Annotated in this window: 20 protein-coding genes and 1 tRNA gene; 12 read left to right on the top strand and 9 right to left on the bottom strand. The window is 77.8% G+C overall.

The features are described 5' to 3' along the window. Window positions 1–21 precede the first annotated feature (21 nt). On the top strand, window positions 22–864 hold the full coding sequence (gene purU / locus D5H78_RS01050; RefSeq protein WP_245941568.1) for a formyltetrahydrofolate deformylase: 843 nt from the start codon (window positions 22–24) through the stop codon (window positions 862–864). A 660-nt stretch (window positions 865–1,524) separates the two neighbouring features. Here purU and D5H78_RS01045 read toward each other — a convergent pair. The 5 genes from D5H78_RS01045 to D5H78_RS01025 all read right to left on the bottom strand — a co-directional run bounded on the left by D5H78_RS01045 (window position 1,525) and on the right by D5H78_RS01025 (window position 4,849). Beyond that, window positions 1,525–1,611 (bottom strand) — tRNA-Ser (locus D5H78_RS01045). A gap of 10 nt (window positions 1,612–1,621) precedes the next feature. Beyond that, window positions 1,622–2,071, bottom strand: coding sequence for a nucleoside deaminase (locus tag D5H78_RS01040; RefSeq protein ID WP_218566252.1), 450 nt, complete (start codon window positions 2,069–2,071; stop codon window positions 1,622–1,624). 64 nt (window positions 2,072–2,135) lie between these two features. Further along, on the bottom strand, window positions 2,136–2,714 hold the full coding sequence (locus tag D5H78_RS01035) for a tRNA adenosine deaminase-associated protein (protein ID WP_165865547.1): 579 nt from the start codon (window positions 2,712–2,714) through the stop codon (window positions 2,136–2,138). A gap of 147 nt (window positions 2,715–2,861) precedes the next feature. Beyond that, window positions 2,862–3,290, bottom strand: coding sequence for a DUF6069 family protein (locus tag D5H78_RS01030; protein WP_218566092.1), 429 nt, complete (start codon window positions 3,288–3,290; stop codon window positions 2,862–2,864). A gap of 95 nt (window positions 3,291–3,385) precedes the next feature. Then, a complete protein-coding gene (locus D5H78_RS01025; RefSeq protein WP_119948565.1) occupies window positions 3,386–4,849 on the bottom strand; it encodes a multicopper oxidase family protein in 1,464 nt (487 codons plus the stop codon). 122 nt (window positions 4,850–4,971) lie between these two features. On the opposite strand from D5H78_RS01025, the gene upp reads away from it, so the two are divergent. Next, window positions 4,972–5,616, top strand: a complete 645-nt coding sequence (gene upp / locus D5H78_RS01020; RefSeq protein WP_119948564.1) for a uracil phosphoribosyltransferase — start codon at window positions 4,972–4,974, stop codon at window positions 5,614–5,616. On the opposite strand, the gene D5H78_RS01015 is transcribed toward upp, so the two are convergent. Both D5H78_RS01015 and D5H78_RS01010 read right to left on the bottom strand, forming a co-directional pair. After that, entirely contained in the window at window positions 5,601–6,980 is a 1,380-nt protein-coding gene (locus tag D5H78_RS01015) for an AI-2E family transporter (protein WP_245941590.1), read from the bottom strand. The genes upp and D5H78_RS01015 overlap by 16 nt on opposite strands. 50 nt (window positions 6,981–7,030) lie before the next feature. Further along, window positions 7,031–10,849: a SpoIIE family protein phosphatase gene (locus D5H78_RS01010; protein WP_425472904.1), complete on the bottom strand. Its 3,819-nt coding sequence runs from the start codon at window positions 10,847–10,849 to the stop codon at window positions 7,031–7,033. Between the two features lie 152 nt (window positions 10,850–11,001). On the opposite strand from D5H78_RS01010, the gene D5H78_RS01005 reads away from it, so the two are divergent. Continuing rightward, on the top strand, window positions 11,002–11,778 hold the full coding sequence (locus D5H78_RS01005) for a PIG-L deacetylase family protein (RefSeq protein WP_119948561.1): 777 nt from the start codon (window positions 11,002–11,004) through the stop codon (window positions 11,776–11,778). 82 nt (window positions 11,779–11,860) lie between these two features. Then, window positions 11,861–12,319 carry a hypothetical protein gene (locus D5H78_RS01000; protein WP_119948560.1) on the top strand — a complete coding sequence of 153 codons (459 nt, stop codon included), beginning with the start codon at window positions 11,861–11,863 and terminating at the stop codon, window positions 12,317–12,319. Between the two features lie 13 nt (window positions 12,320–12,332). Here the strand turns inward: D5H78_RS01000 and D5H78_RS00995 are convergent, their stop codons facing one another. Then, a complete protein-coding gene (locus D5H78_RS00995) occupies window positions 12,333–13,373 on the bottom strand; it encodes a LacI family DNA-binding transcriptional regulator (protein WP_119948559.1) in 1,041 nt (346 codons plus the stop codon). Between the two features lie 261 nt (window positions 13,374–13,634). Between D5H78_RS00995 and D5H78_RS00985 the strand changes: the two genes are divergently transcribed. Beyond that, window positions 13,635–16,193, top strand: coding sequence for an ATP-dependent Clp protease ATP-binding subunit (locus D5H78_RS00985; RefSeq protein WP_119948557.1), 2,559 nt, complete (start codon window positions 13,635–13,637; stop codon window positions 16,191–16,193). Window positions 16,194–16,312: 119 nt separating this feature from the next. Beyond that, window positions 16,313–17,236, top strand: coding sequence for an ATP-binding protein (locus tag D5H78_RS00980; protein WP_165865546.1), 924 nt, complete (start codon window positions 16,313–16,315; stop codon window positions 17,234–17,236). Here the strand turns inward: D5H78_RS00980 and D5H78_RS00975 are convergent. After that, the gene (locus tag D5H78_RS00975; protein ID WP_119948555.1) at window positions 17,233–18,213 is read right to left on the bottom strand and encodes an SDR family oxidoreductase; all 981 of its coding nucleotides are present in this window, start codon (window positions 18,211–18,213) and stop codon (window positions 17,233–17,235) included. The two genes, D5H78_RS00980 and D5H78_RS00975, sit on opposite strands and share 4 nt — an antisense overlap. Window positions 18,214–18,358: 145 nt before the next feature. On the opposite strand from D5H78_RS00975, the gene D5H78_RS00970 reads away from it, so the two are divergent. The 6 genes from D5H78_RS00970 to cydB all read left to right on the top strand — a co-directional run bounded on the left by D5H78_RS00970 (window position 18,359) and on the right by cydB (window position 24,411). Beyond that, window positions 18,359–18,766 (top strand): four-helix bundle copper-binding protein, encoded by a 408-nt coding sequence (locus tag D5H78_RS00970; RefSeq protein ID WP_218566090.1) that lies wholly within the window; start codon window positions 18,359–18,361, stop codon window positions 18,764–18,766. Window positions 18,767–18,878: 112 nt separating this feature from the next. Beyond that, window positions 18,879–19,058, top strand: a complete 180-nt coding sequence (locus D5H78_RS00965; RefSeq protein ID WP_218566251.1) for a heavy-metal-associated domain-containing protein — start codon at window positions 18,879–18,881, stop codon at window positions 19,056–19,058. Further along, the gene (locus D5H78_RS00960; protein ID WP_119948553.1) at window positions 19,055–19,354 is read left to right on the top strand and encodes a metal-sensitive transcriptional regulator; all 300 of its coding nucleotides are present in this window, start codon (window positions 19,055–19,057) and stop codon (window positions 19,352–19,354) included. The genes D5H78_RS00965 and D5H78_RS00960 overlap by 4 nt, the downstream gene beginning before the upstream one ends. A gap of 115 nt (window positions 19,355–19,469) precedes the next feature. Continuing rightward, window positions 19,470–21,818 (top strand): putative bifunctional diguanylate cyclase/phosphodiesterase, encoded by a 2,349-nt coding sequence (locus D5H78_RS00955; protein ID WP_133411972.1) that lies wholly within the window; start codon window positions 19,470–19,472, stop codon window positions 21,816–21,818. 132 nt (window positions 21,819–21,950) lie between these two features. After that, window positions 21,951–23,351, top strand: a complete 1,401-nt coding sequence (locus D5H78_RS00950; protein WP_119948550.1) for a cytochrome ubiquinol oxidase subunit I — start codon at window positions 21,951–21,953, stop codon at window positions 23,349–23,351. 10 nt (window positions 23,352–23,361) lie between these two features. Continuing rightward, on the top strand, window positions 23,362–24,411 hold the full coding sequence (gene cydB / locus D5H78_RS00945) for a cytochrome d ubiquinol oxidase subunit II (protein ID WP_119948549.1): 1,050 nt from the start codon (window positions 23,362–23,364) through the stop codon (window positions 24,409–24,411).

The following is a 24,411-nucleotide window of genomic DNA, read 5'->3' as shown; positions in this document are numbered from 1 at the left end:
CCAACGCCTACCCTCGTCGCCGTGCGCGTGCTCACCCTCTCCTGCCCGGACCGGGCCGGCATCGTCCACGCCGTGAGCGGCGCCGTCCTCGAGGCCGGCGCCACGATCGTCGAGAGCCAGCAGTACGGCGACCCGGAGACCGGCCGCTTCTTCATGCGCGTGGCCATGGCCCCGCTCGAGGGCGAGGAGCGCCTCGACGCGCTCGCCGCGGCCTTCCCCGCGGTGGCCGAGCGCTTCGCCATGGACTGGCAGCTGCACCGGTCCCGCCCCACCCGTGCGCTGGTCATGGTGTCGCGGGCGGGGCACTGCCTCAACGACCTGCTCTTCCGCACCCGCGCGGGCGGCCTGCCGGTCGAGGTGCCCGCCGTCGTGTCCAACCACGAGGACCTGCGGCCGCTGGCAGAGTCGTACGGCGTGCCCTTCCACCACGTGCCGGTGCCGGCCGGCGGCAAGGCGGCCGCGGAGGCCCGCCTGCTCGAGCTCGTCGACGAGCTCGAGGTCGACCTCGTCGTGCTCGCCCGCTACATGCAGGTCCTCTCCGACGACCTGTGCCGGGCGCTCGAGGGCCGCTGCCTCAACATCCACCACTCGTTCCTGCCGAGCTTCGTGGGGGCGCGGCCGTACCACCAGGCGCACGAGCGGGGGGTCAAGCTCGTGGGCGCCACCGCGCACTACGTCACCGCGGCCCTCGACGAGGGCCCGATCGTGGAGCAGGACGTCGTACGGGTCGACCACGCGATGGACGCCGACGCCCTCGTCGCCGCGGGGCGCGACGTCGAGGCGCAGGTGCTGGCGCGGGCGGTCCGGTGGCACGCCGAGCACCGGATCCTGCTCAACGGCACCCGGACCGTCGTCTTCCGCTGACGCACCGCTGCCCCCTGCGCGGCTGTCCGCCGGGGCGCGGCGCGCCGGTGGTGCGGCCGGACCGGCGCCCTGCCCCTCCCTCCGAGGGCAGGGAGCCGGTCCTCGCCCAGGGGTTCGGGGCCGCCGTGGCGGCGGATGGGTGCGGGTGGGCCCCGATCGGGACGGACCAGCCGGGAGCGGGACGGACGGGCCGGGACCGGGACGGACCAGCCGGGACCGGACGGACCGGGCAGGCGCTCCCCGACCCGGCGGACCGGCGCGGCAGGCCCGGGACGGGGCCGGACGCGGGGGGCGGGGGCGGGGCGACGGCGCACCGGGGCGGCGCTCCGCGGCGCACCGGCGGGGGGCTCGCCGCGGCCCGGGGACGCACCAGGGGGCCGCCGCGCCGACCTCCCGCCGCCCACGGGGGGACAGGGGCGGAGGGACCTCCCGGGTCCGGGGGGACGTGCCCGGGAGGCCGGCCGGCGCGACGGCTGCCCCTAGCCTCCTCCACCGGACGCTCCTGGTCACCCCCAGGCGGCTCCCTGAGCACGGGCGGAGACGCAGATCACCCGGTCGGACCACGGGACGGGGGTCCGCAGGCGCCCCGGACGCGCGAGAGCCCCCCGGGGCTCACCCGGGGGGCTCTGCGCGGGCCGCCCCTCGACGGGGCGGCGGCTGCGGTGGCGGTGGGATTTGAACCCACGGAGGGCGTGAACCCTCACACGCTTTCGAGGCGTGCTCCTTAGGCCGCTCGGACACACCACCGCGGAGTACCTTACCGGACCCTGTGGTGCGCGAAGAACCGGCGCAGGACGTCCGAGCAGGCCCCCTCGAGCACCCCGGCGACGACCTCGGGGCGGTGGTTGAGCCGCCGGTCGCGCACCACGTCCCACAGCGAGCCGACCGCCCCCGCCTTGGGGTCCCAGGCCCCGAGGACGACGCGGTCGACCCGCGCGAGCACCGCCGCGCCGGCGCACATCGTGCACGGCTCGAGGGTGACGACGAGGGTGCAGCCGTCGAGCCGCCAGGAGCCCCGGGCCGCCGCCGCGCGGCGCAGGGCCAGGACCTCGGCGTGGGCGGTGGGGTCGGGCGCGGCGCCCTCGCGCCCCTCGCGCTCGTTGCCGCCCTCGCCGAGGACCGCGCCGTCGGGGCCGAGCACGAGCGCGCCCACCGGCACGTCGCCGTCGTCGCCGGCGCCCGCGGCGAGCGCGAGGGCCCGGCGCATGGCGGGCTCCCAGGCGGCGGTCACGGCGGGCGGCGGCACGCGGGGAGCGTACGGGCCGCGCCGCTCAGGTCGCGTCGAGCGCGGCCTCGTACGCGGGCCCGAGCCCCAGGTGCTCCGCGAGCACGCCGAGGAGCTCATCGGGGTACGCCTCGTCGTCCTCGCACAGCGAGCGCAGGGCGGCCGGCTCGAGGCCGAGGTCGGCGAGCAGCCCGAGGTCCCCGAGCCACGGGTCGTCCTCGGGCGCGAGGTCGGCCCCGGCGTCGACGAGCGCGTCGACCGCCTCGCGCCCCAGCGCCGTGCCCTCGGCGGCCTCGGGGTCGGCGACGAGCAGGCGGGTCTCGCCGCCCCCCACCCGCACGAGCAGGAAGGTGCTGTCCGCGAGGCTGACGAGGCCGAGCGCCCCGGCGTCGGCCGGGAGCTGGCGCAGCGCGCGCAGCAGGTCGGGGAGGTGCCCGGCCGTGCACGGGGGCAGCGGCGCCAGGCTCCACGCGCCGTCCTCGCGCCACGCGGCGAGCGCGAAGTCCGCCGCGCCGTCCGCGCCGTCCGCGCCGTCCGCCGCCTCCGCGCCCGCAGGGTCCGCAGCGCCCGGCGGCGGCGCCGCGCGCAGCACCTCGGGGCGGTCGGCGGCGAGGCCAGCGGTCACGGTGCACCTCCACGGGTGACGAGGTCGATGCGCTGGGTCGACTGTCCCATGACGCACCGTGAGCGCACTACCCCTCCGCCGCGGCGCTGAACGCCCCCGGGGACTCCGGTCCCCGGGGGCGTCCGAGCGCTCCGGCGCGGCAGCGCGTCAGCGCCGCGCGGTCGGCCGCAGCCCGGCCACCACGACCGCGCCCACGACCACGTGGAGCAGGGCGAGCACGGCCTGCGCGCCGCCGCCGACCCCGCTGCCGAGCGGCGCGCCCAGCGAGAGCACGAGCACGACGCCCGCGACGGCGGTCCAGGCGGTGCGCGGGCGGCGCACGGCGCGCTCGAGGACGGCGAGCAGGGCCCAGCCGGCGAGGGCGGCGACGACCGCGGCCGCCGCGACGGCAGGGGCGGCGACGGTGGTCTCGGTGCCGCCCTGGCGCACGGCGAGGTCCACGTCGAGCACGGGCACGGCGAGCGCCCAGGTCACGAGGGCGGCGAGCGCGGCCGCGGGGGCGGTCAGGGCGCGGCGCGCGCGCGTCCCCGCCGCGGCGGGCACGGCTGCGGTGGTGGCGGTGGTCATGGCGGTCATGGCGGTCCTCCTGGGATCGGGTGTGCGGGTCGGTCGTACGGGTCGTGCGGGTCGTGCGCGGGTGCCGGCGCCGGTCGCGGGTGCGGGGCCCGGCCTCAGACGACCTCCAGCTGGCCGGTCATCCCCATGGCGGCGTGGTCGACGAGGTGGCAGTGGTACGGGTAGACGCCGCGGTGGGTGTCGAAGGTGGCCTGCAGGGTCACGGTCTGGCCGGGGAACAGCAGGACGGTGTCCTTCTCGCCGGCCTCGGTCGGGTCGACGGGGCGCCCGTCCCGGGTCAGCAGCCGGAACTGCGCCAGGTGCAGGTGGAAGTTGTGCGGCACCGTGGCGCCGGCGTTGGTGACGGTCCAGTGCTCGGTGGTCCCCCACCGGACGCGGGTGTCGATGCGCGCCGGGTCGAAGGTGCGGCCGTTGATGGTGCCGCTGCGCCCCTCGGCGCCGTGCCCGCCGTGCCCCGCGTGGCCCGTCCCCGGCTCGTCCATCGACAGCACGAACTCGCGGCGGACCGTCGGCTCAGGCAGCGGCGGCAGGGCGCGCAGGACCTCGGGGACCCGGCTGTCGTCGGGCGCGGGCGCCCCGACGTGGAAGCGCAGGACCTCGCCCACCTGGTCCATCGGCCCGGGGCCGGTCATGTTGGCCAGGACGAGCTGCGTGCCGGGCGCGTACCCGGAGAAGTCGGCGACCACCTCGACCCGCTCGCCGGGCGAGACCACGACGACCGGGGTCGGGAAGGGCCGCTCGAGCAGCCCGCCGTCCGAGGCGATGACCTGCAGGGGCGCGCCGTCGGACAGCGCGAGCACGAAGGTGCGCAGGTTCGAGGCGTTCACGAGCCGCAGCCGGTACTTGCGGGCCGCCACGTCGAGGTAGGGCCAGGCCCGCCCGTTGACCAGCACGGTGGAGCGCTGCTCGGCGTCGTCGAGCTCGTACACGAGCCGCCCCCGCTCGTCGAGGCGGGCGTCGCGCAGGACGAGCGGGACGTCGTACCGGCCCGACGGCAGGCCGAGCGCGTCCTCGGCGGGGTCGCGGAGCAGGTAGAGGTGGGACAGCCCCCGGTACACGTGCTCGGACTCGACGTGGTGCGCGTGGTCGTGCACCCACAGCGACGCCGCGGACTGGTCGTTCTCGTAGACGTACGTCCGCCGGCCGCCGCGCGGCACCGTGTCCATCATCCCGCCGTCGTGCTCGACCGGGTTCGCGCCGCCGTGCAGGTGCGCCGAGACGGGGTCGGCGAGCGTGTTGACGTGGTGCACGGCGGCCCGCCGGCCCCGCGTCGCGCTGATCGTCGGGCCGGGCAGGCCGCCCCCGTACGAGAGCACCTCGGTCCGGACCCCGGGCACGAGCTCGGCGAGGGCGCGGCGCACGACGACGAGGTAGTGGTCGGTGTCCCGGGTGCGGCGCACGGGCCGCAGCACCGGCGGGACGGTGAGCGGGCGGGTGAAGTGCGGCACCGCGGCGGCCGAGCGGGGGCGCGCGCCGCCGAGGGCGAGGGCCGGGCTGGCGACGGTGCCGAGGACGCCGGCGCCCAGGCCGAGCTGGAGCAGGGTGCGGCGTGCGATCACGGGGTCCTCCGGGGCGGCGGGGGGAGCGGGCACCCCCGACGCTGCACCCGCGCGGCGGGCCCCGGGGCGGCGCGGGCCCGACGTCGTGACACCTCTCACCGCGGGCCCGCTAGCGTGCCCCCATGCGCCTCCACGTCGCCGACCACCCGCTCGTCGCCCACAAGCTGACGACGCTGCGCGACGAGGCGACCGACTCCCCCACCTTCCGCCGCCTCGCGGACGAGCTCGTCACCCTCCTCGCGTACGAGGCCACGCGCGACGTGCGCGTGGAGCCGGCGAGCATCCGCACGCCGGTCGCCTCGACGACGGGCGTGCGCCTCGCGGCGCCCAAGCCGCTCGTCGTCCCCATCCTGCGCGCCGGGCTCGGGATGCTCGACGGGATGGTGCGGCTGCTGCCGACCGCCGAGGTGGGCTTCCTCGGGATGATCCGCGACGAGTCGACCCTGCAGGCCTCGACGTACGCGACGCGCCTGCCGGAGGACCTGTCCGGCCGGCAGTGCTTCGTCCTCGACCCGATGCTGGCCACGGGCGGCACCCTCGTCGCCGCGGTGCGCTTCCTGCTCGAGCGCGGCGCCGACGACATCACCGCGATCTGCCTGCTGGCGGCGCCGGAGGGCGTGCAGGTGCTCCGCGACGCCGTCGAGGCCGACGGCACGGGCTCGCGGGTGTCCGTCGTGACCGCCGCGGTCGACGAGCGGCTCAACGAGCTCGGCTACATCGTGCCCGGCCTCGGCGACGCGGGGGACCGCCTCTACGGCGTCGTCTGACCCCCGCCGCCGCGCGCGGCGCCCTCGGCCCGCGGGCCCTCCTCGATCTGCCGCTCGGCCCGGGCGTCGTCCTCGGGGTGCGGCGACGGCGCACCCTCGGGGGCGTCGCGCACCTCCTCGGGCAGCTTGCGGGCCCGGCCGAAGAGGCTGAGCAGCGCGGTGTTCAGCACGGCCACGAGCGGCACCGCGACGACGGCGCCGCCGATGCCGGCGAGCAGGCCGCCCGCCGTCACGGCGAGCACCACGGCCAGCGGGTGCACCGAGACGCTCCGGCTCATGATCATCGGCTGGAGCACGTTGCCCTCGAGCTGCTGCACGACGAGGATCCCGATGAGGACGATGACGGCGGCGGTCACGCCGTTGGTGACGAGCGCGACCAGCGCGGCGAGCGCCCCGGTGACGACCGCACCGACGATCGGCACGAAGGCGCCGAAGAAGACCAGCACGGCCAGCGGCAGGGCCAGCGGCACGCCCACGAAGACGAGGACCAGGCCGATGCCGGTGGCGTCGATGGCGGCGATGAGGACGAGCCCGCGGACGTACCCGACGAGGGCCGTCCACGAGCGCCGGCCGGCCTCGTCGGCCGCCTCGCGACCGCGCCGCGGGAACAGCTGCACGAACCAGCGCCAGATGCGCTCGCCGTCCTTGAGGAAGAAGAACGCCGTGAAGAGCGCGAGCACGAGCCCGGTGAGGATGTTGCCGGCGGTGCCGAAGATGCCGAACGCGTCCTGGGTCAGGGTCCCCTGGTTGTCGACGATCCAGTCCTGGGCCTGGTCGAGGTAGCCCTGGATCTGCCGGTCCTCCAGCCCGAGCGGCCCGGTGCGCAGCCAGTCCTGGATCCGGGTGATGCCGCTCGAGGCGTTGGTGACGATGTCCGGGCCCTCCGCGATGAGCGAGGCCGTCATCGCGGAGAGGATCCCGAGGACCGCGAGCACCCCCCCGAGGAACACCAGCGCCGCCGCGGGCGTGCGCCCCATCCCCAGCCGCTGCAGGCGCGGCACCGCCGGGCCGATGAGGGCCACGAGCAGCAGCGCCACGACGAGCGAGTAGACGACGAGGGTGAGCCGCGAGACCACCTGGATCGCCACCCACACCGCCGCGGCGAGCACGAGGCCGCGCCAGGCCCAGGCCGCGCTCGCGCGCACGGGCCAGGGCACGGCCCGGTCCGGGTCGAGGCGGTCCCAGCTGGTCTCGTGCACGTCCCACGCGTGCTGCACCGAGCGGTCCACGTAGGGCTGCGCGGCCCGCGCGGCGGCCTGCACGAGCCGGGGGTCCGGCTCGTCCCGGTCGCGCAGGTCGACCGCGCCCGCGCTGGAGCCGGGCAGGAGGTCTCGGAGGCGGTGCCTCGAGGGGAGGGACGGCATGGTCACGCCGTTACCCCTGATCGACCCGCGCACCCCTCCCGCGGCCGAGGTCACCCCGGGGGGAGCGCCACCTCGCACCAGACCGCCTTGCCGCCCGGGGTGGGCCGCGTGCCCCAGCGCCCGGCGAGCAGCGCGACGAGCTGCAGGCCGCGCCCGTGCTCGTCGTCGGCCCCGGGGCGCATCCGGCGCGGCAGCGACGGGGCCCCGTCGTGCACCTCCAGCACCAGCGCGGAGGGCGCGCGCCGCAGCCGCACCCGCACCGGCGGCGCGCCGTGCACCAGCCCGTTGGTGACGAGCTCGCTGAGCAGCAGGAGCACGTCGTCGAGCACCGCCACGGGCCCGGCGCCCCACGAGCGGACGACGTCGGCCACCCGGTGGCGCACGGCGGCGACGGCCGCGGGGTCGTCGGGCACGTCGATCGACACCGTGGGGGCGGTCGGCCCGGGGTCGACCTGCGCGAGCAGCACGGCGACGTCGTCGTCGGGCTCGCCGGGGACGAGGGCGTCGACGAGCCGCCCGGGCAGGTCGGGCGCGAGCCGGGCCGCCCCCGGGCCGGCGAGCGCGGCCGCCAGCGCGCCGACCCCCGTGTCGATGTCGCTGTCGCGCCGCTCGACGAGCCCGTCGGTGTAGAGGGCGAGCAGGGCGCCGGGCTCGAGCGTCGTCGAGCGCTCGGCGAGCGCCCCCACCCCGGTGCCGAGCGGCGGGCCCTCGGCGTCCGCGAGGCGCCGCACGCCGCCGTCCGGGTCGCGCACGAGCGGCGGCAGGTGGCCCGCGTTGGCCCAGGTGAGCACGCGGTCGTACGGGTCGTGCACCGCGTAGAGGCAGGTGACGATCTGGTCGTCGCCGAGGTCGCGCACCACGCCGTCGAGGTGCTCGAGCACGTCGGCGGGCGGCAGGTCGAGGCGCGCGAAGGCCCGCACGGCCGAGCGCAGCTGGCCCATCACCGCGGCCGCCCTGACCCCGCGGCCCATGACGTCGCCGAGGACCAGGCCGGTGCGCCCGGCCCCCAGCTCGATCACGTCGAACCAGTCGCCGCCCACCTGGGTACCCTCGGTGCCCGCCCGGTAGTACGCGGCGACCCGCAGCGCCTCGGCGCGCGGCGGCACCTCCGGCAGCAGGCTGCGCTGCAGCTCGTCGGCGATGCTGCGCTCGCGGGCCGCGGCCTCGGCGACCGCGGCGGCGCGGGCCACCGCCCGCTCCGCCTCCCGCCGCCCCGTGACGTCCTGCGTGCTGCCCCGCAGCCGCACCGGCCGGCCCTCGTCGTCGCGCTCCAGCTCGCCGAGGACCCGGTAGGTGCGCTGCTGCCCGTCGGGCGTGGCGACCGGGACCTCGAGGTCGAGGGGCTCGCCCTCGGCCGCCGCGTCGAGCGCGGCGCGCAGCCGCTGCCGGTCGCCGTCGGGCACCCGCAGGTCGAGCACGCCCTGCGAGCCGGCGGCGTCGAGCTCGGCGCGCGAGAGCTGCAGCTGGCGGCGCAGCTCGGTGGAGGCGCGCAGCGCCCCGCTGGCCAGGTCGATCTCCCAGCTGCCCACCCGCGCCAGGCGCTGGGCCTGGTCCAGGAGCTCGCGGGCCCTGGCGAGGTCGCCCCGGCTGCGCCGCACCCGCTCGAGCTCGAGGTTGGCGCGCACCCGCGCGAGCAGCTCGCGGCTGGAGAAGGGCTTGGTGAGGTAGTCGTCCGCGCCCGCCTCCAGGCCCTCCACCGTCGCCTCCTCCCCGGCGCGCGCCGAGAGCAGGATGACGGGGGTGCGGGCGGTGAGCGGGTCGGCCCGCAGCGCCGCCAGCAGGCCGAAGCCGTCGAGGCGCGGCATCATCACGTCGCTCAGCACGAGGTCCGGCGAGCGCTCGCGGGCCAGGGCCAGGCCCTCGCGCCCGTCGCGGGCCGTGAGGACCTCGTGGTCGGCGGCCAGCAGCCCGCGCACGTGGTCGCGCATGTCGGCGTTGTCGTCGACGACGAGCACGCGCGGGCGCCCGCCCGGCGCCGGGGCGGGGGGCGCGGCGGCGGGCGCCGCCCGGGCCGGCTCCCGCGGGTCCGCGGGGTCCTCGCCGTCGGGCTCCGGCGCCGCGGCGCTCCAGCGCAGCGCCTCGGCGAGGAAGCCGCGCGCGGTGCGCGCGGCCCGGTCGCCGCCGGCGGGGCCCGGCTCCGCGACGACCTGGTCTGCCGGCAGGTGGTCGCTGCCCAGCGGGACGGCGACCTCGAAGGCGCTCCCCGCGCCCGGCGCGCTGCGCACCGCGACGGTCCCGCCGTGGGCCCGGACCAGGTCGGCGACGAGCGCCAGGCCGATCCCCGACCCCTCGTGGCTGCGCGAGGCCGCCCCCTCCACGCGGGCGAAGCGCTGGAAGAGCCGGTGGTGCTGGTCCTGCGGGATCCCCGTGCCGGTGTCCTCGACGACGAGCACCGCGCGCCCGTCGCCGGCCCGCAGCCGCACGGTGACGCGCCCCTCGAACGTGTGCTTCAGCGCGTTGGACAGCAGGTTGAGGACGACCTCGGCCCACATCTCCCGGTCCACGTGGACCGGCCCGGGCAGCGGCGGGCAGTCGACGACGAGCGCGAGGCCGGCCCGCTCGTACGCGGCGGCGAAGGTGCCGGCGAGCTCGGCGGTCGCGGCGGCGAGGTCGACCGGCTCGAAGCGCCCCCGGAGCCCCCCGGCCTCGACCCGCTGGAAGTCCAGCAGGGTGTTGACGAGCTTGAGCAGGCGCTCGCCGTTGCGCTGCACCACCTCGACGCGCTCGCGCTGCGGGGGCGCCAGCGGGTGCGCGCGGTCGGCGAGCGCGTCCTCCGCCGGTCCCAGGAGCAGCGTGAGGGGCGTGCGGACCTCGTGGCTGACGTTGGTGAAGAAGGCGGTCTTGGCCCGGTCGAGCTCCTGCAGGCGCTCCGCGCGCTCGCGCTCCTCCTCGTACGCCCGCGCGCCGGCCAGCGCGCTGGACACCTGGGTGGCGACGAGCTCGACGAAGCCGCGGGCGTCGGCGTCGAGCGGGCGCCACGGGTTCAGCCCGGCGACGAGGGCGCCCGCGACCCGGGTGCCGCCGTCGGGGCCCTGCTGGCGCAGCGGCACGACGAGGACGTGCCGGGGCGGGGCGTCCCAGGCGCCGGTGGGCAGGCCGGGGCGGGCGGTGACGTCGAGCACCGCGGTGCGCCCGGCGAGCACGTCGGCGAGGGGCCAGGCACCGCCGTCGCCGAGGGGCAGCTCGAGCGGGGCCGCCGGCGCGCCGGGGAGCACGCCGCTGGCGGCGCCGAGCCGCGCGGTGACCGCCTCGGCGTCGACGAGGTACGTCGCCGTGAACGGCAGGGAGCGCTGGTCGGCCGCGAGCCGGGCCGCCGCCGCGTCGAGGACCTCCCGCTCGCTGCGCAGCGCGGTGAGCGCCGAGCCCACCTCGCGCACCGTCGCCAGGTGCCGGGCGGAGACGACCCGCTCGGTCTCCTCGCTGACGACGCAGAGCATGCCGACGACGACGCCGTCCTCGTCGGTGAGGGGGCTGTAGGAGAAGGTGTGGTACGTCTCCTCCCGGTAGCCGCTGCGCTCGAGGAAGAGCATGAGCGCCTCGTCCCACGTCGCCTCGCCCGTGGTGAGCACCCGCTCGATGCGCGGCGCGATGTCCGGCCAGATCTCGGCCCAGACCTCGCGCGCGGGCCGGCCGAGCGCCCAGGGGTACTTCCGCCCGAGCGTGTCGCGGCGGTAGGCGTCGTTGCAGAGGAACGTCAGCTCCGGGCCCCACGCCATCCACATGGCGAAGCGCGAGGTGAGCAGGATCCGCACCGTGCTGCGCAGGCTCTGCGGCCAGCCGGCCGGGTCGCCGAGCGGCGTGGCCGCCCAGTCGACCGCGGCGAGGTCGCGCCCCACCCGGCCGCCGGACGCGAGGGCGCCCGGGAGCACGGCGGCGGGGGGCCGCGGCTCCCGCGGGGGCTCGGGCGCGGGCGGCACACCGGGACCGTACCGCCTGGCGCCGCCCCGGCACCCCCGCCGGTGCGCGGGGTGGTCCGTACGGGCCATGGCGCGGGCGGAGGGGCGGGGCTAGCGTCCGCGCCGTGGACGCGTCCAGCCCAGCGGCCGGCCTCCTGCCCGCGCTCCCCGAGGATTGGGAGCGCTGCCTGGCCGTGGCCGCCCACCCCGACGACCTCGAGTACGGCACCGCGGCGGCCGTCGCCCGCTGGACGGCGCAGGGCAAGCGCGTGACGTACCTCCTCGCCACCCGCGGCGAGGCCGGCATCGACGCGCTCGCCCCCGAGCGGGCCGGGCCGCTGCGCGAGGAGGAGGAGCGCGCGGGGGCCCGGGAGGTCGGCGTCGAGGACCTGGTGTTCCTCGACCACCCCGACGGCGTGGTCCACGACGCCCTGCGGCTGCGGCGCGAGATCGCGCTCGAGGTCCGCCGCCTGCGCCCCGAGGTGCTCCTCACCGGCGCCTTCGACGTGCGCATGGTCGGCGGCATGGTCAACCAGGCGGACCACCGGGTGGTCGGGCTCGCCGCCCTCGACGCGGCCCGCGACGCCGGGAACCGGTGGGTCTTCCCGGAGCAGCTGGCCGACGGGCTGGAGCCCTGGGGCGGGGTCCGCTTCGTGGCCGTCGCCGGCTCCCCGCACCCGACGCACGGCGTCGACGTCACGGGCGAGCCGCTGGAGCGCGGCGTGCGCTCGCTCGAGGCCCACGCCGAGTACACCGCGGGCCTCGGCGCCGCGGGGCCCGAGCCGCGCCCGTTCCTCACCTGGATGGCCCGGGCCTCGGGCCCGGCGCTCGGCGTGGAGGCCGCCCTCCTGCTCGACGTGCACGTGCTGCGCCCGGACGGCCCGCCGCCCTGGGTGGCGTGACCCCCCGCGGCCGCGCGCCTGCTCAGGTCGGGCCCGCGGCGGCCGACGGGCAGGGGTCGGCACGAGGAGGGGGGCGGGGGGCGTGGACGAGCCGTACGGCCACCTGCACTGGGGCGAGCGGCCGCGGCGCCCCCCGGCGGCGCCGGACCCGGCGCCGGAGCGGCCGGCGTACCGCGTGGGGCGCTCGCGGGCCGAGGCCGTCGCCGACGCGCGGCGGGCCCGGTCCGACCACCTGCGCCGTGACCGCGCCGAGTCCTTCGACCGCGCGGTCGCCAAGGCCGTCGAGGTCGTGGCCCGCGAGGCGGCGGCGGTCGAGGCGGGCGGGGTGCGGGTCGCGCGCGTCGTCGCGGAGAAGCGCTGGATCGACCCCGAGCAGCCGTTCCTCGCGGTGAGCGTGCAGGTCGAGCCGCCGGGACCGGGCGGCTGGGCCGAGGAGGACCTCGAGGCGGTGCGCGCCCGGGTGTCCGCGATGGCCCTCGCCGTGCCCGGCGGGCCGCGCGAGGTGCTCGTCTGGATCGACCGGGCGGCCTCGCGCGGCTGAGCCCGGGCCCGCCTCAGCCCGAGGCGCGCACGACCAGCTCGGTCGGCAGCACCACCGTCGAGGGCTCGGGGGCGCGCCCGGCCACGGCGTCGAGGAGCATGCGGGCGAGGCGCCGGCCCATCTCGTCGATGGGCTGGCGCACCGTCGTGAGGGCGGGCTGCAGGTGCGCGGCGAGCGGGATGTCGTCGAACCCGACCACGGCGACGTCCTCGGGCACCCGGCGCCCGGCCGCGGCGAGGGCCTGCAGGGCGCCGGCCGCGACGAGGTCCGAGGCGGCGAGGACGGCGTCCAGGCCCGGCTCGCGGCGCAGCAGCCGCTCCATCGCCGCGCGGCCCCCCGCCACCGTGTAGTCGCTGTGCCCGACGAGCGCCTTGGCCGGGCGCCGCCGCGCCGCGACGAGCGCCTCGCGGTAGCCCTCGAGGCGGTCGGCGCCGGCCGCCATGTCCTGCGGCCCGGCGATCGTCGCGATGCGCCGGCGGCCGGCGGCGACGAGGTGCTCGGTCGCGGCCCGGGCGCCGCCGCGGTTGTCCGCGTCGACGACGAGGACGCCCGGCACGTCGTGGGCCGGGCGGCCCAGCACCGCGACGGGCACGCCCGCGCCGGCGAGGGTGCCCGGCAGCGGGTCGTCGCCGTGCGAGGAGACGAGGATCATCCCGTCGACGTGCCGGTCGACGGCGTAGTGCTCCAGCCGCTCACGCTCCACCGGCGTCCGCGTGATCATGAGCACGAGCTGCACGTCGGTGGCGAGCAGCTCCTCGTTGACCCCGCGCACGACCGCGGCGAAGAAGGGGTCGCCGAACACCTGCTCCTCGGTCTCGCTGAGCACCAGGCCCAGCGACCCGCTGCGGCGCGTCACCAGGCTGCGCGCGGCGCGGTTGGGCCGGTAGCCCAGCTCGGCCGCCGCCCGCTCCACGGCGGCGCGCGCCCGGGGGCTGACCTGCGGGGCTCCGGTGAGGGCGCGGCTCGCGGTGCCCCGCCCGACGCCGGCCAGGCTCGCCACCTGCTCCAGCGTCGGGGCACGACGCCCCGCGTCCGGACCGCTCCGTGCGGCCACCTCGGCACCTCCTCGCGCGTCCCGGCCCCCGTGCAGGACGGACGGTACCGGTCGTGCGCGTTAGGCCGGGGCGACGCCGGGAAGCCGGGCCGGCATGCGCAGCGCCACGACCACGACCCGGACGACCCGGACGACCCGGACGACCCGGACCCCCCGGACGACCCGGACCCCCCGGACGACCCGGACCCCCCGGACGACCCGGACGCCCCTGCCGGGCGCGGCGGGCCCGGCCCGCGCCGCGAGCACCGGCCGGGCGCGCCGGTGAGCGCCGGGTACGGCGGCCCGCTCGACCCGGGCTCGTTCGACGACCTGCTCGCCCGCTTCTTCGGCGGGGCGGGGCGGCCCGTGCACCGGGTCGACATCACGCGGCTCATGAGCGCGGCCGCGCGCGAGGTGCTCACCGCCGCGGCGCGCCAGGCCGCGCAGTGGGGCAGCGACGACCTCGACACCGAGCACCTGCTCTGGGCGGTGCTGCGCACCGAGCCCGGGCGCGGCCTCGTGGCGCGCGCCGGCGCCGACCCCGACGCGGTGCTGCGCCAGCTCGAGCTCGTCATGGAGGGCGCGCCCGCGGCGCAGGAGCCGCCGGTGCTCACCCCCGCCGCGAAGCGGGCCCTGCTGGACGCGCACCAGGTCGCGCGGGCGCTGGGGGCCTCGTACATCGGCCCGGAGCACCTGCTCCTCGCCCTGCTGCTCAACGGCGAGTCGGGCGCGGCCCAGGTGCTCGCGGCGAACGGCGTCACGGCGCAGTCGCTGCAGGCCGGGCCGCCGGCCGGCGGCGGCGCCACCGGCGCCCCGGTCCCGGGGGGCCCCGCGCCGCAGGGCCAGCCCGGCGGCGGCCAGGGCGCGACCAGCGGCACCCCCACCCTCGACCGGTACGGCCGCGACCTCACCGAGGCCGCCCGCTCCGGAAGGCTCGACCCGGTCGTCGGGCGCGACGAGGAGATCGAGCAGACCCTCGAGGTGCTGTCGCGGCGGACCAAGAACAACCCGGTGCTCGTCGGCGAGGCCGGCGTCGGCAAGACGGCGATCGTCGAGGGGATCGCCCAGCGGATCGTCGACGGCGACGTGCCGGAGACGCTGCGCGGGCGGCGCGTGGTGGGCCTCGACGTGACCGGGCTCGTCGCCGGCACCCGCTACCGCGGCGACTTCGAGGAGCGGCTGACGTCGGTGCTCGACGAGGTCCGCTCCCACGGCGACGAGCTCGTCCTGTTCATCGACGAGCTGCACACCGTGGTGGGCGCCGGCGGGGGCGGCGAGGGCGGCGGCGCCGACGCCGCGCAGATGCTCAAGCCGGCGCTGGCCCGCGGCGAGCTGCACGTCGTCGGCGCGACGACGCTCGACGAGTACCGGCGGTACGTCGAGAAGGACGCGGCGCTCGAGCGACGCTTCCAGCCGATCCTCGTGCCCGAGCCGACCGTCGAGCAGACCGTGGAGATCCTGCGCGGCCTGCGCGACCGCTACGAGGCGCACCACCAGGTCCGGTACGCCGACGCGGCGCTCGCCGCCGCCGCCGAGCTGTCCGACCGGTACGTCGCCGACCGGTTCCTGCCCGACAAGGCGATCGACCTCGTCGACCAGGCGGGCGCGCGCAAGCGGCTGCGGGTGCGCACCCCCGCGGCGGACGTGCGCGGGCTGGAGCAGCGCCTGGAGCAGCTGCGCCGCGACAAGGACCAGGCCGTCGCCCACGAGCAGTACGAGCGCGCCGTCGCGCTGCGCGACGAGGTCGCGGCCCTGCAGGAGCAGGTCGACCAGGCGCGCACGGGCACGGGCGCGGTGCCGGAGGTGACCGCGCAGGACGTCGCCGAGGTCGTCGCGCGCCGCACCGGCATCCCCGCCGCGCAGCTCACCGAGGAGGAGATGGACCGGCTCTCCCGCCTCGAGGAGGCCCTGCACCAGCGGGTCGTCGGCCAGGACGAGGCGGTCGCGGCGGTGGCGCAGGCCGTGCGCCGCTCCCGCGCGGGCCTCGGCGACCCGGACCGCCCGATCGGCAGCTTCCTGTTCCTCGGCCCCACGGGCGTCGGCAAGACCGAGCTGGCGCGCACGCTCGCGGAGGCGCTCTTCGGCGACCAGGACCGGATGGTCCGCCTCGACATGAGCGAGTTCCAGGAGCGCCACACCGTGAGCCGGCTCGTCGGCGCTCCCCCCGGCTACGTCGGGCACGAGGAGGCCGGGCAGCTCACCGAGGCCGTGCGGCGCCGCCCGTACTGCGTCCTGCTGCTCGACGAGGTGGAGAAGGCCCACCCGGACGTGTTCAACGTCCTGCTGCAGCTGCTCGACGACGGCCGGCTGACGGACTCGCAGGGCCGGACGGTGAGCTTCAAGAACGTCGTCGTCATCATGACGAGCAACCTCGGCTCGGAGGCCGTGGTGGGCACCGTCGGGCGCATCGGCTTCAGCACCGGCGACGGGCCGGCCGAGCGGGACGTGCAGGACCGCGTCATGCGCCGGCTGCGCGAGTCCTTCCGCCCGGAGTTCCTCAACCGGATCGACGAGATCGTCGTCTTCCGCCGGCTCGAGCAGGCGCAGCTGCGCCAGGTCGTCGACCTGGTGCTCGAGGAGAGCCGCCGGCGGGTGCACGCCCAGGGCGTCGTGCTGGAGGTGGACGACGAGGCGCGCGACCTGCTCGTCGAGCAGGGCTACCAGCCGGAGTACGGCGCGCGCCCGCTGCGGCGCACCGTCCAGCGCCAGGTCGACGACCGGCTGTCCAACCTGCTGCTCGGCGGGCGGCTGCGCCGGGGCCAGGTCGCGCGCCTCGGCGTGCGCGACGGCCGGCTCGAGGTCGAGGTGCGCGAGCCGGAGGCCGCTGCGGCCGGGGGCTGATGCGGCCGGTGGCTGGTGCCCGGGTCCCGCGTCTGGCAGGACGCCTCGTGGCCGATCGGTAACACTGGGTCGGCGCGAGGCGATGGACGGGGGAGATCTCGATGCACGGAGGCGCCGCTGTGGGCCCGACCACCGCGCCCGGGGCGGCGCGCGCCCGGTTCCCGGCCGCCAGCGCGTCGGTCCCGGCCGCCCGCCGCCTGGTGCGCGGGCACCTGGGCGCGGGCACCGTGCCCGACGACGTCGTGGCCGACGCCGAGGTCTGCGTGAGCGAGCTGGTCACCAACGCGGTCCTGCACGCCCGGACCGAGCTCGAGGTGCTCGTCGCCCTCGCCTCCGGCGCGGTGCGCCTCGAGGTGCTCGACCGCTCGGCGCGGGTCCCCCGGCAGGTCGTGCACAGCGACGGCGCGGTCACCGGCCGGGGGCTGGAGATGGTGCAGGCGCTCTGCCGCGCGTGGGGGGTGGACCCCCGCCCCGGCGTCGGCAAGGTCGTCTGGTGCGAGCTCGACCTCGCGCCCGCGCCCGTCGCGGAGGACCTGGACGTCGACGCGCTCCTCGCCGCCTGGCCGGACGAGCCCCCGGAGGACCCGCCGGCGGCCCGCCTGCTCGTCCTGCGCGACTACCCGGTGCAGCTCGGGCTGCGGGCCAAGGAGCACGCCGAGGCCCTGCTGCGCGAGTGCGCCCTGCTGGCCGACGGCGCCGCTCGCGGCGGCACCCACGCGCCGGAGCGGCTGCTGCGGGTGGCCGCCGAGGCCAGCGAGCGCTTCGGGGACGACCTGCCGGGGCCGGACCGCGAGCGGCGCGAGGCGTACCTGCGAGGGGACGCGGTCGTGGACCTGCACTACCCCTGGGCGCCCGGCGGCGAGGAGCTCGTGCGCGAGTTCCGCGACGCGCTCGGCGCCCTCGACGCCTGGTCCCGCGACCGCGAGCTGCTGACGATGGTGCAGCCCGACGACGTGCGCGCGCTCCAGGCGTGGGTCCACGCCGAGCTCATCGCGCAGTGCGGGGGCGCGGCGCCGACGCCCTGGCGGGGGCCGCTCGCCTAGCGGCGGGTCAGCCGGTCCGACAGCGCGTCCCACCCGGCGTCGACGCGGCGGCGGGCGGGGTCGGCGTCGTACCACGCGACGACCTCGCGGGCCCCGACGTGGAACGGGGTCGTGGCCTCCCAGCCGGGCACGAGGCGCTTGACCTTGCTGTTGTCGAAGACCATCGAGTGCGCCTTGTCCCCGAGCAGGCTCGCCCCGGTCTCCGGGTCGTGCTCGGCGACGACCTCCGAGGGCACGTGGACGAGCCGCGGCGCGGGCACCCCCGCGGCCGCGCCGAGCGCCTCGTACACCCGGTCCCACGCCATCGCCTCGTCGCTGGTGATGTGGAACGCCTCCCCCACCGCGTCCGGGTGGCCCAGCAGGCCGACGAAGGCGCGGGCGAAGTCGGCGTGGTGCGTCAGCGTCCACAGCGACGTGCCGTCGCCGTGGACGAGGACCGGCAGGCCGCGGCGCATGCGGTCGACGTCGGTCCAGCCGCCGTGCGTGGGCACGAGCGTGCGGTCGTAGGTGTGCGAGGGGCGCACGACCGTGCCCGGGAACCCGGTGTCCCGGTACGCCCGCACGAGCGCGTCCTCGCAGGCGATCTTGTCGCGGCTGTACTGCCAGTAGGGGTTGCGCAGCGGTGTCGACTCGACGACGGGCAGCCGCCCGGGCGGCGTCCGGTACGCGGACGCGCTGCTGATGAGCACGTAGTGGCCGGTGCGCCCGGCGAGCAGGGCGACGTCGTCCTCGACGTGCTGGGGCAGGAAGGCCACGAAGTCGGCCACGACGTCGAAGGAGCGCCCGCCGAGCGCGCCGCGCAGCGCCGCCGGGTCGCGCACGTCGGCGTGCAGGACCTCGACCCCGTCGGGCACGGGCCGCGCGGAGGTGGCCCCGCGGTTGACGACGGTGACCTCGTGGCCCACCGCCTGCGCCCGCGCCACGCAGGCGGAGCTGATGATGCCGGTGCCGCCGAGGAAGAGCACGGAGAGGGCCACGGGCCGACGCTACCCGCGGGCGTTCGCCCGGGCGCGCAGCGGGCAGGCACCGGGGGTGCGCGGCCGCGCCCGCGACCCCGCACGACCACCCGCACGACCGCCCCGCACGACCACCCCGCACGACCCCACGACGACGGAGGACCTCGTGACGTACGCCCGCCGGCTGCTCGACACCCACCCGCAGGACGCCGTGGACCTGGACCGCGACCTGCTCGGGCGGGCCCTGGACGCGCTGTGGGCCTGCGCGCAGGCGTGCACCGCCTGCGCGGACGCCTGCCTCGGCGAGGACATGGTCGCGGACCTCGCGAAGTGCATCCGCACCGACCTCGACTGCGCGGACGTGTGCCTCGCGACCGGCAAGGTGCTGTCGCGGCACACGGCCTACGACGCGAACCTCTCCCGCGCGCTGCTCGAGGCCTGCGTCACGGCCTGCCGCTCCTGCGGCGACGAGTGCGCGTCGCACGCCGGGATGCACGAGCACTGCCGGCTGTGCGCCGAGGCGTGCCGGGAGTGCGAGGAGGCCTGCCGGGCGCTGCTCGCGTCCATGGGCTGACTGCTTCCCCCTCTACCCCGGGGGGGTACTCTTGACGGGTACCCGGGACCGCACGCGCCCCGGGGCGAGGAGGAGCACCGTGGCGACCACCACGACGTACGCCGTCCGCGGCATGACCTGCGACCACTGCGCCCGCGCGGTGACCGAGGAGGTCACGGCCCTGCCCGGCGTCACCGCCGTCGACGTCGACGTGCCCGCCGGCCGGGTCGTCGTCACGAGCGACCGCCCGCTCGACGACGCGGCCGTGGCCGGGGCCGTCGAGGAGGCCGGGTACGAGGTCGCGGCGCCGTGAGCGGCGCGAGCCCGCCGCACGGCTACACGCACCGCAAGGACGACCACCTCAAGCGGCTGCGCCGCATCGAGGGCCAGGTCCGCGGCCTGCAGCGCATGGTCGACGAGGACAAGTACTGCATCGACGTCCTCACGCAGGTGTCCGCGGTGACCCGCGCGCTGCAGTCGTTCTCCCTCGAGCTGCTCGAGGAGCACATGAGCGGGTGCGTCGTCGACGCGGCCGCCCGCGGCGGCGAGGAGGCCGACGCCAAGATCAAGGAGGCGTCGCAGGCGATCGCGCGGCTCGTCCGCTCCTGAGCCCCGCCCACCGCCCGCCCCGCCGCCCGGTCGGGCCCTCAGGTCCCGCCCGGCCCCGCCGATGGTCCCGGTGCACGGGCCGGACGGCCCGGCGGCGACGGGGAGGGAGGGGCACGTGCGCGCTCGTCCCGCCCTGCTCGCGGCCGGGGCCGCGGCCGCCTCGCTCGCCGCCGTCGCGGCGGACGACGTGGCGAGCTACCTCGTCCGCGCCCTCACCGCGGCCCTCGCGGCCGGGCTGCTGCTGGCGGGCGGGCGCGCCAGCGCCGTGCGCCCCGGGCGCCTCCTGCTCGCCGGCGCGCTGCTCGTCGGCATGGCGAGCGGCGTCCTCGCCGGCGTGCAGGCCGTGCTCGACGGCACCCCGCCCGTGGGCGGCGCCGCGGCCGTCCTCTACCTCGGCTACGCGCCCCTGGCCGTCGCGGGGCTGGTCAGCGTCCCGTGGGTGCGCGCCGACCTCGGCGGGCGCCTGCGGGTGCTCGCCGACGCGGCCGTCGCCGGCGGCGCGCTCTGGTACCTCGTGGTCCTCGCCGTCCCGGCCGACGTCTCGGCCGCGCTGACGAGGCCCGGCGAGGCCCTGCAGGTCGTGTACGTCGTCCTGCCCGCCCTCGTCGTCGCCACCGCCCTCGGGGTGCTCCCGCTGGCCGCCCCGGCGGCCCGCCCCTTCGTGGGCTGGGCCGCGGCGGGGATGCTCGTGCTCGGCGCCGGCGACGTGCTCTACGCGTGGCAGCTCCGGCAGGGCACGTACGCCCCCACCTCCGCCGCCGCCGTGCTCAACCAGGCGGCGCTGCTCGTGCTCGCCGTCGCGGCGCTCCGCTCGCGCGGCGTCGCCGCGGCGGCGGCCGCGCCGCCGGCGCGGGCCCGAGCGCTGGTGCCGGCGCTGCTCCCGTACGCCCCCCTCGTGCTCGCCCTGGGCCTGTCCGCCGTGCGGCACGCCGCCGGCGCCCCCGCGGTCGCCGGGCTGGCCGCGCCCGTGCTCGTCGTCGCCACCGGCGTGCTCGTGCGGCACGCGGTCGCGACGCGGGTCGCCGCCCGGCTCGTGCAGGAGCTCGCCGACGAGGCCGAGGACGCCCGGCGGCGGGCCACCACCGACGAGCCGACGGGCCTGGCCAACCGGGTCGCGCTGGCCGCCCACCTCGACGCGCTGGGTCGCGACGGTCGGCCGTTCGCGTTCGTCGTGGTCGACGTGGTCGGCTTCCGCACGCTCAACGACAACCACGGGCACGAGCACGGCGACGCCCTGCTGCGCGCCGTCGCCGGCCACCTCGTCGCGGGGGTGCCCGGCGCCTCGCTCGTCGCCCGCGTGGGCACGGACCAGTTCGCGGTCGTCGTTCCGCTGGGCGGCGGGGTCGGCGGGGTCGGCGAGGTCGGCGAGGTCGGCGGGGTCGGCGGGGTGGCGGCGGGCGAGCGGGCCGCCCGGGACGTCACGGGCGCGCTGCCGGCGACCCTCCCCCTCGGGCGGGTGCGCTGGCCGCTGCGGGTCTGCGTCGGGGTCGTGCTCCGCGGCCCCGGTGCCGCGCCGTCGGCGAGCGCGGAGCTGCTCGTCGAGGCCGACCTGGCGCTGCGCCGGGCCAAGCACGGGGAGGGCGAGGAGCGCGGGGCCGCGGTGCACGTGCTCGACGGGGCGACCCGGGACCGGGCCCGCGAGGCCTCGGCCCTGCGCGAGGCGCTCGCCGACCCCGACCTCGCGGAGTTCGACGTCCACTACCAGCCGGTGGTGGACGCCGTCGCCGGCCGGGTCCGCAGCCTGGAGGCGCTGCTGCGCTGGACGAGCCCGGTCCACGGGCCGGTGAGCCCGGCCGTGTTCGTCCCGCTGGCGCGCGAGGTCCGCTCGCTCGGCGTGCTCACCGACCACGTCCTGGACCGGGTCGCGCGCGACCTGCGCCGCTGGCACGACGAGGGCGCGGGCGCCTGGACGCCGGTCGCGGTGAACCTCACCGCCGCCGACGTCACCGACCCGGCGCTGCCGTGCCGGCTGGCGGCCGCGCTGGACCGCCACGGCGTGCCCGCCGGGCTGCTGCACGTCGAGCTCACCGAGGACGGCCTGCTCCACGACTTCGGCGCGGCCCGGCGCACCCTCGCGGCCCTGCAGGAGCGCGGCGTGCGCGTCGCCGTCGACGACTTCGGCACCGGCTGGTCCTCGCTGCGCTACCTGCGCCGGCTGCAGCCCGACGCGGTGAAGCTCGACCGGGAGTTCGTCCAGGCGGCGCTGCACGAGCCGCGCACCCGCGTGCTCGTCGCGGCCGTCGCGGACCTCGCCGCGCGCCTCGGCCTGGACTGCGTGGCCGAGGGCGTCGAGACCGCCGACGAGCTCGACCTCGTCACGGGCGTGGGCATCCGGCTCGTGCAGGGCTACCACTTCTCGCGCCCCGTCCCCGCCGCCGCGGTGCCGGCGCTCGTGGCGTCGCTGGACGCGGGCGGGGGCGTCACGACGCCCGCGGGGGCAGCGCCCGCCGCCGCGGGCGCCTGAGCGGCGGGCGTCACACCGGCCGGCGGGACCTTCGGCCCTGCTGCGGCGGCGCCGCCGCGACGACGCTCCTCCTGCCCGCCGGACCGCGGGCGCGGCGCTCGCGCGCCGCGGGCACGACGTACGGAGCGACGGGTGGACGCCCTCGACCTCGCGCGGTGGCAGTTCGGCATCACCACCGTGTACCACTTCCTCTTCGTCCCGCTGACGATCGGCCTGTCGGTCCTCGTCGCGGGGCTGCAGACGGCGTGGCACCGGACCGGGCAGGAGCGCTACCTGCGCGCCACGAAGTTCTGGGGGAAGCTCTTCCTCATCAACGTCGCCATGGGCGTCGTGACCGGGATCGTGCAGGAGTTCCAGTTCGGCATGGCCTGGAGCGACTACTCCCGCTTCGTGGGCGACGTCTTCGGCGCGCCGCTGGCGATGGAGGGCCTGCTGGCCTTCTTCCTCGAGTCGACGTTCCTCGGCCTCTGGATCTTCGGCTGGGACCGCCTGCCGCGGCGCGTCCACCTCGCCACGATCTGGGTCGTCGCGCTCGGGACGTGGCTCTCCGCGTACTTCATCCTCGCGGCCAACTCCTGGATGCAGCACCCGGTCGGCTACGCCGTCGACCCGGCCACCGGGCGGGCCCGGCTCACCGACATCGGCGCGGTGCTGACCAACTCGACCGTCCTCGTCGCGTACCCGCACGTCATCACGGCCTCGCTGGTGACCGGTGCGGCCTTCATGCTCGGCGTCAGCGCGTGGCACCTGGCGCGGGGCAACGAGGTGGAGGTCTTCCGCCCGTCGCTGCGGCTCGCGCTCGTCGTCGCCCTCGTCGGCAGCGTCGGGGTCGCCGTCACGGGCGACCTGCAGGCCAAGCTCATGACCGACCAGCAGCCCATGAAGATGGCGGCCGCCGAGGCCCTGTACGAGACGCAGGCCCCGGCCTCGTTCTCGGTGCTGACCCTCGGCAGCCTGGACGGCAGCGAGGAGCTGTGGAGCCTGCGGGTGCCCCGCGTCCTGTCGTTCATGGCCGAGGGCGACCCGGACGCGCGCGTCGAGGGCATCGACGACCTCCAGGCCGCGTCCGTGGAGCGGTTCGGCGAGGGCGACTACGTGCCGAACGTGCCCGTCACGTACTGGACCTTCCGCCTGATGATCGGCTTCGGGGTGCTGTCCGCCGGCCTCGCGGTCCTCGGCCTGTGGCTGACCCGCCGCGGGCGGCTGCCCGCGAGCCGGCTGTTCTGGCGGGCGTCGGTGCTCGCGATCGGGCTGCCCTTCGCCGCGAACTCCGTGGGGTGGGTCTTCACGGAGATGGGCCGGCAGCCGTGGGCCGTGTACGGGGTCCTGCCCACCAGCTCCAGCGTCTCGCCGACCATGTCGGTCGCCGAGATCGCGACGAGCCTGTCGGTCCTCACCGCCCTCTACGGCGTCCTCGCCGTCGTCGAGCTGGGCCTGCTCGTGCGCTACGCCAAGGCCGGGCCGCCCGCGGTGCCCGCGCACTCCCCCGACCCCGCGGACGAGGACGAGCCCGTCCTGTCCTTCGCGTACTGAGGAGCTCCCGATGACCCTCCCCGAGCTCTGGTTCGTCCTCATCGCCGTCCTGTGGGCCGGCTACTTCGTCCTCGAGGGCTTCGACTTCGGCGTCGGCATGCTGCTGGCGGGGCTGTCCCGCGACGAGGTCGACCGCCGCGTCGTCCTCAACACCATCGGCCCGGTCTGGGACGGCAACGAGGTGTGGGTGCTCGTGGCGGGCGGCGCGACCTTCGCCGCCTTCCCCGACTGGTACGCCTCGCTCTTCAGCGGCTTCTACCTCCCGCTGCTGCTCGTGCTGGTCGCGCTCATCGTGCGGGGCGTGGCGTTCGAGTACCGCGGCAAGGTGGACAGCGCTTCCTGGCGGCGGCGGTGGGACCTGTGCATCGTCTGGGGCTCGCTGCTGCCCTCGGTGCTCTGGGGCGTCGCGTTCGCCAACCTGGTCCGCGGCGTGCCGATGACGGCGGAGGGGGAGTTCGACGGCTCGCTCCTCGGCCTGCTCAACCCCTACGCCCTCCTCGGGGGCCTCACCACCTGCACGCTGTTCCTCCTGCACGGCGCGCTCTTCCTGGCGCTGCGGACCACGGGCGGGGTGCGCGAGCGCGCGCACCGCGCGGCGGCAGCGCTCGGCCCCGTCGCCGCGGCCCTCGCCGTCGCGTTCCTGGGCTGGACGCAGGCCCTGCGCGGCAGCGCCGCCACCCTCGCCCTCGCGGCCGTCGCGGCGGCGGCCCTCGTCGCCGGGCTGGTGGCGCAGCGCGCGCGGCGCGAGGGCTGGGCCTTCGCCCTGACGGCGGTGACGCTCGTCGCCGCGGTGGCCACCCTCTTCGTGGCGCTCTTCCCCGACGTCATGCCCTCGTCGACCGACCCGGCGGGCACCCTGAGCATCGCCGGCGCCGCCTCGTCGGGCTACACCCTCGAGGTGATGACCCGGGTCGCCGCCTTCGGCACCCCGCTCGTGCTGCTCTACCAGGGCTGGACGTACTGGGTGTTCCGCCGGCGGATCGGCCGGGGGTCGATCCCCGCCCCGGTCGCGCTGCCGGCGCAGCGCCGCCCGGAGACCGCCCCCGAGCAGGTCGGCTGA

It is taken from the genome of Vallicoccus soli (assembly GCF_003594885.1).
GTDB lineage: Bacteria > Actinomycetota > Actinomycetes > Motilibacterales > Motilibacteraceae > Vallicoccus > Vallicoccus soli.
Note: the sequence above shows the minus strand (reverse complement) of the source record. Positions and strands in the feature narration are given on the sequence as shown.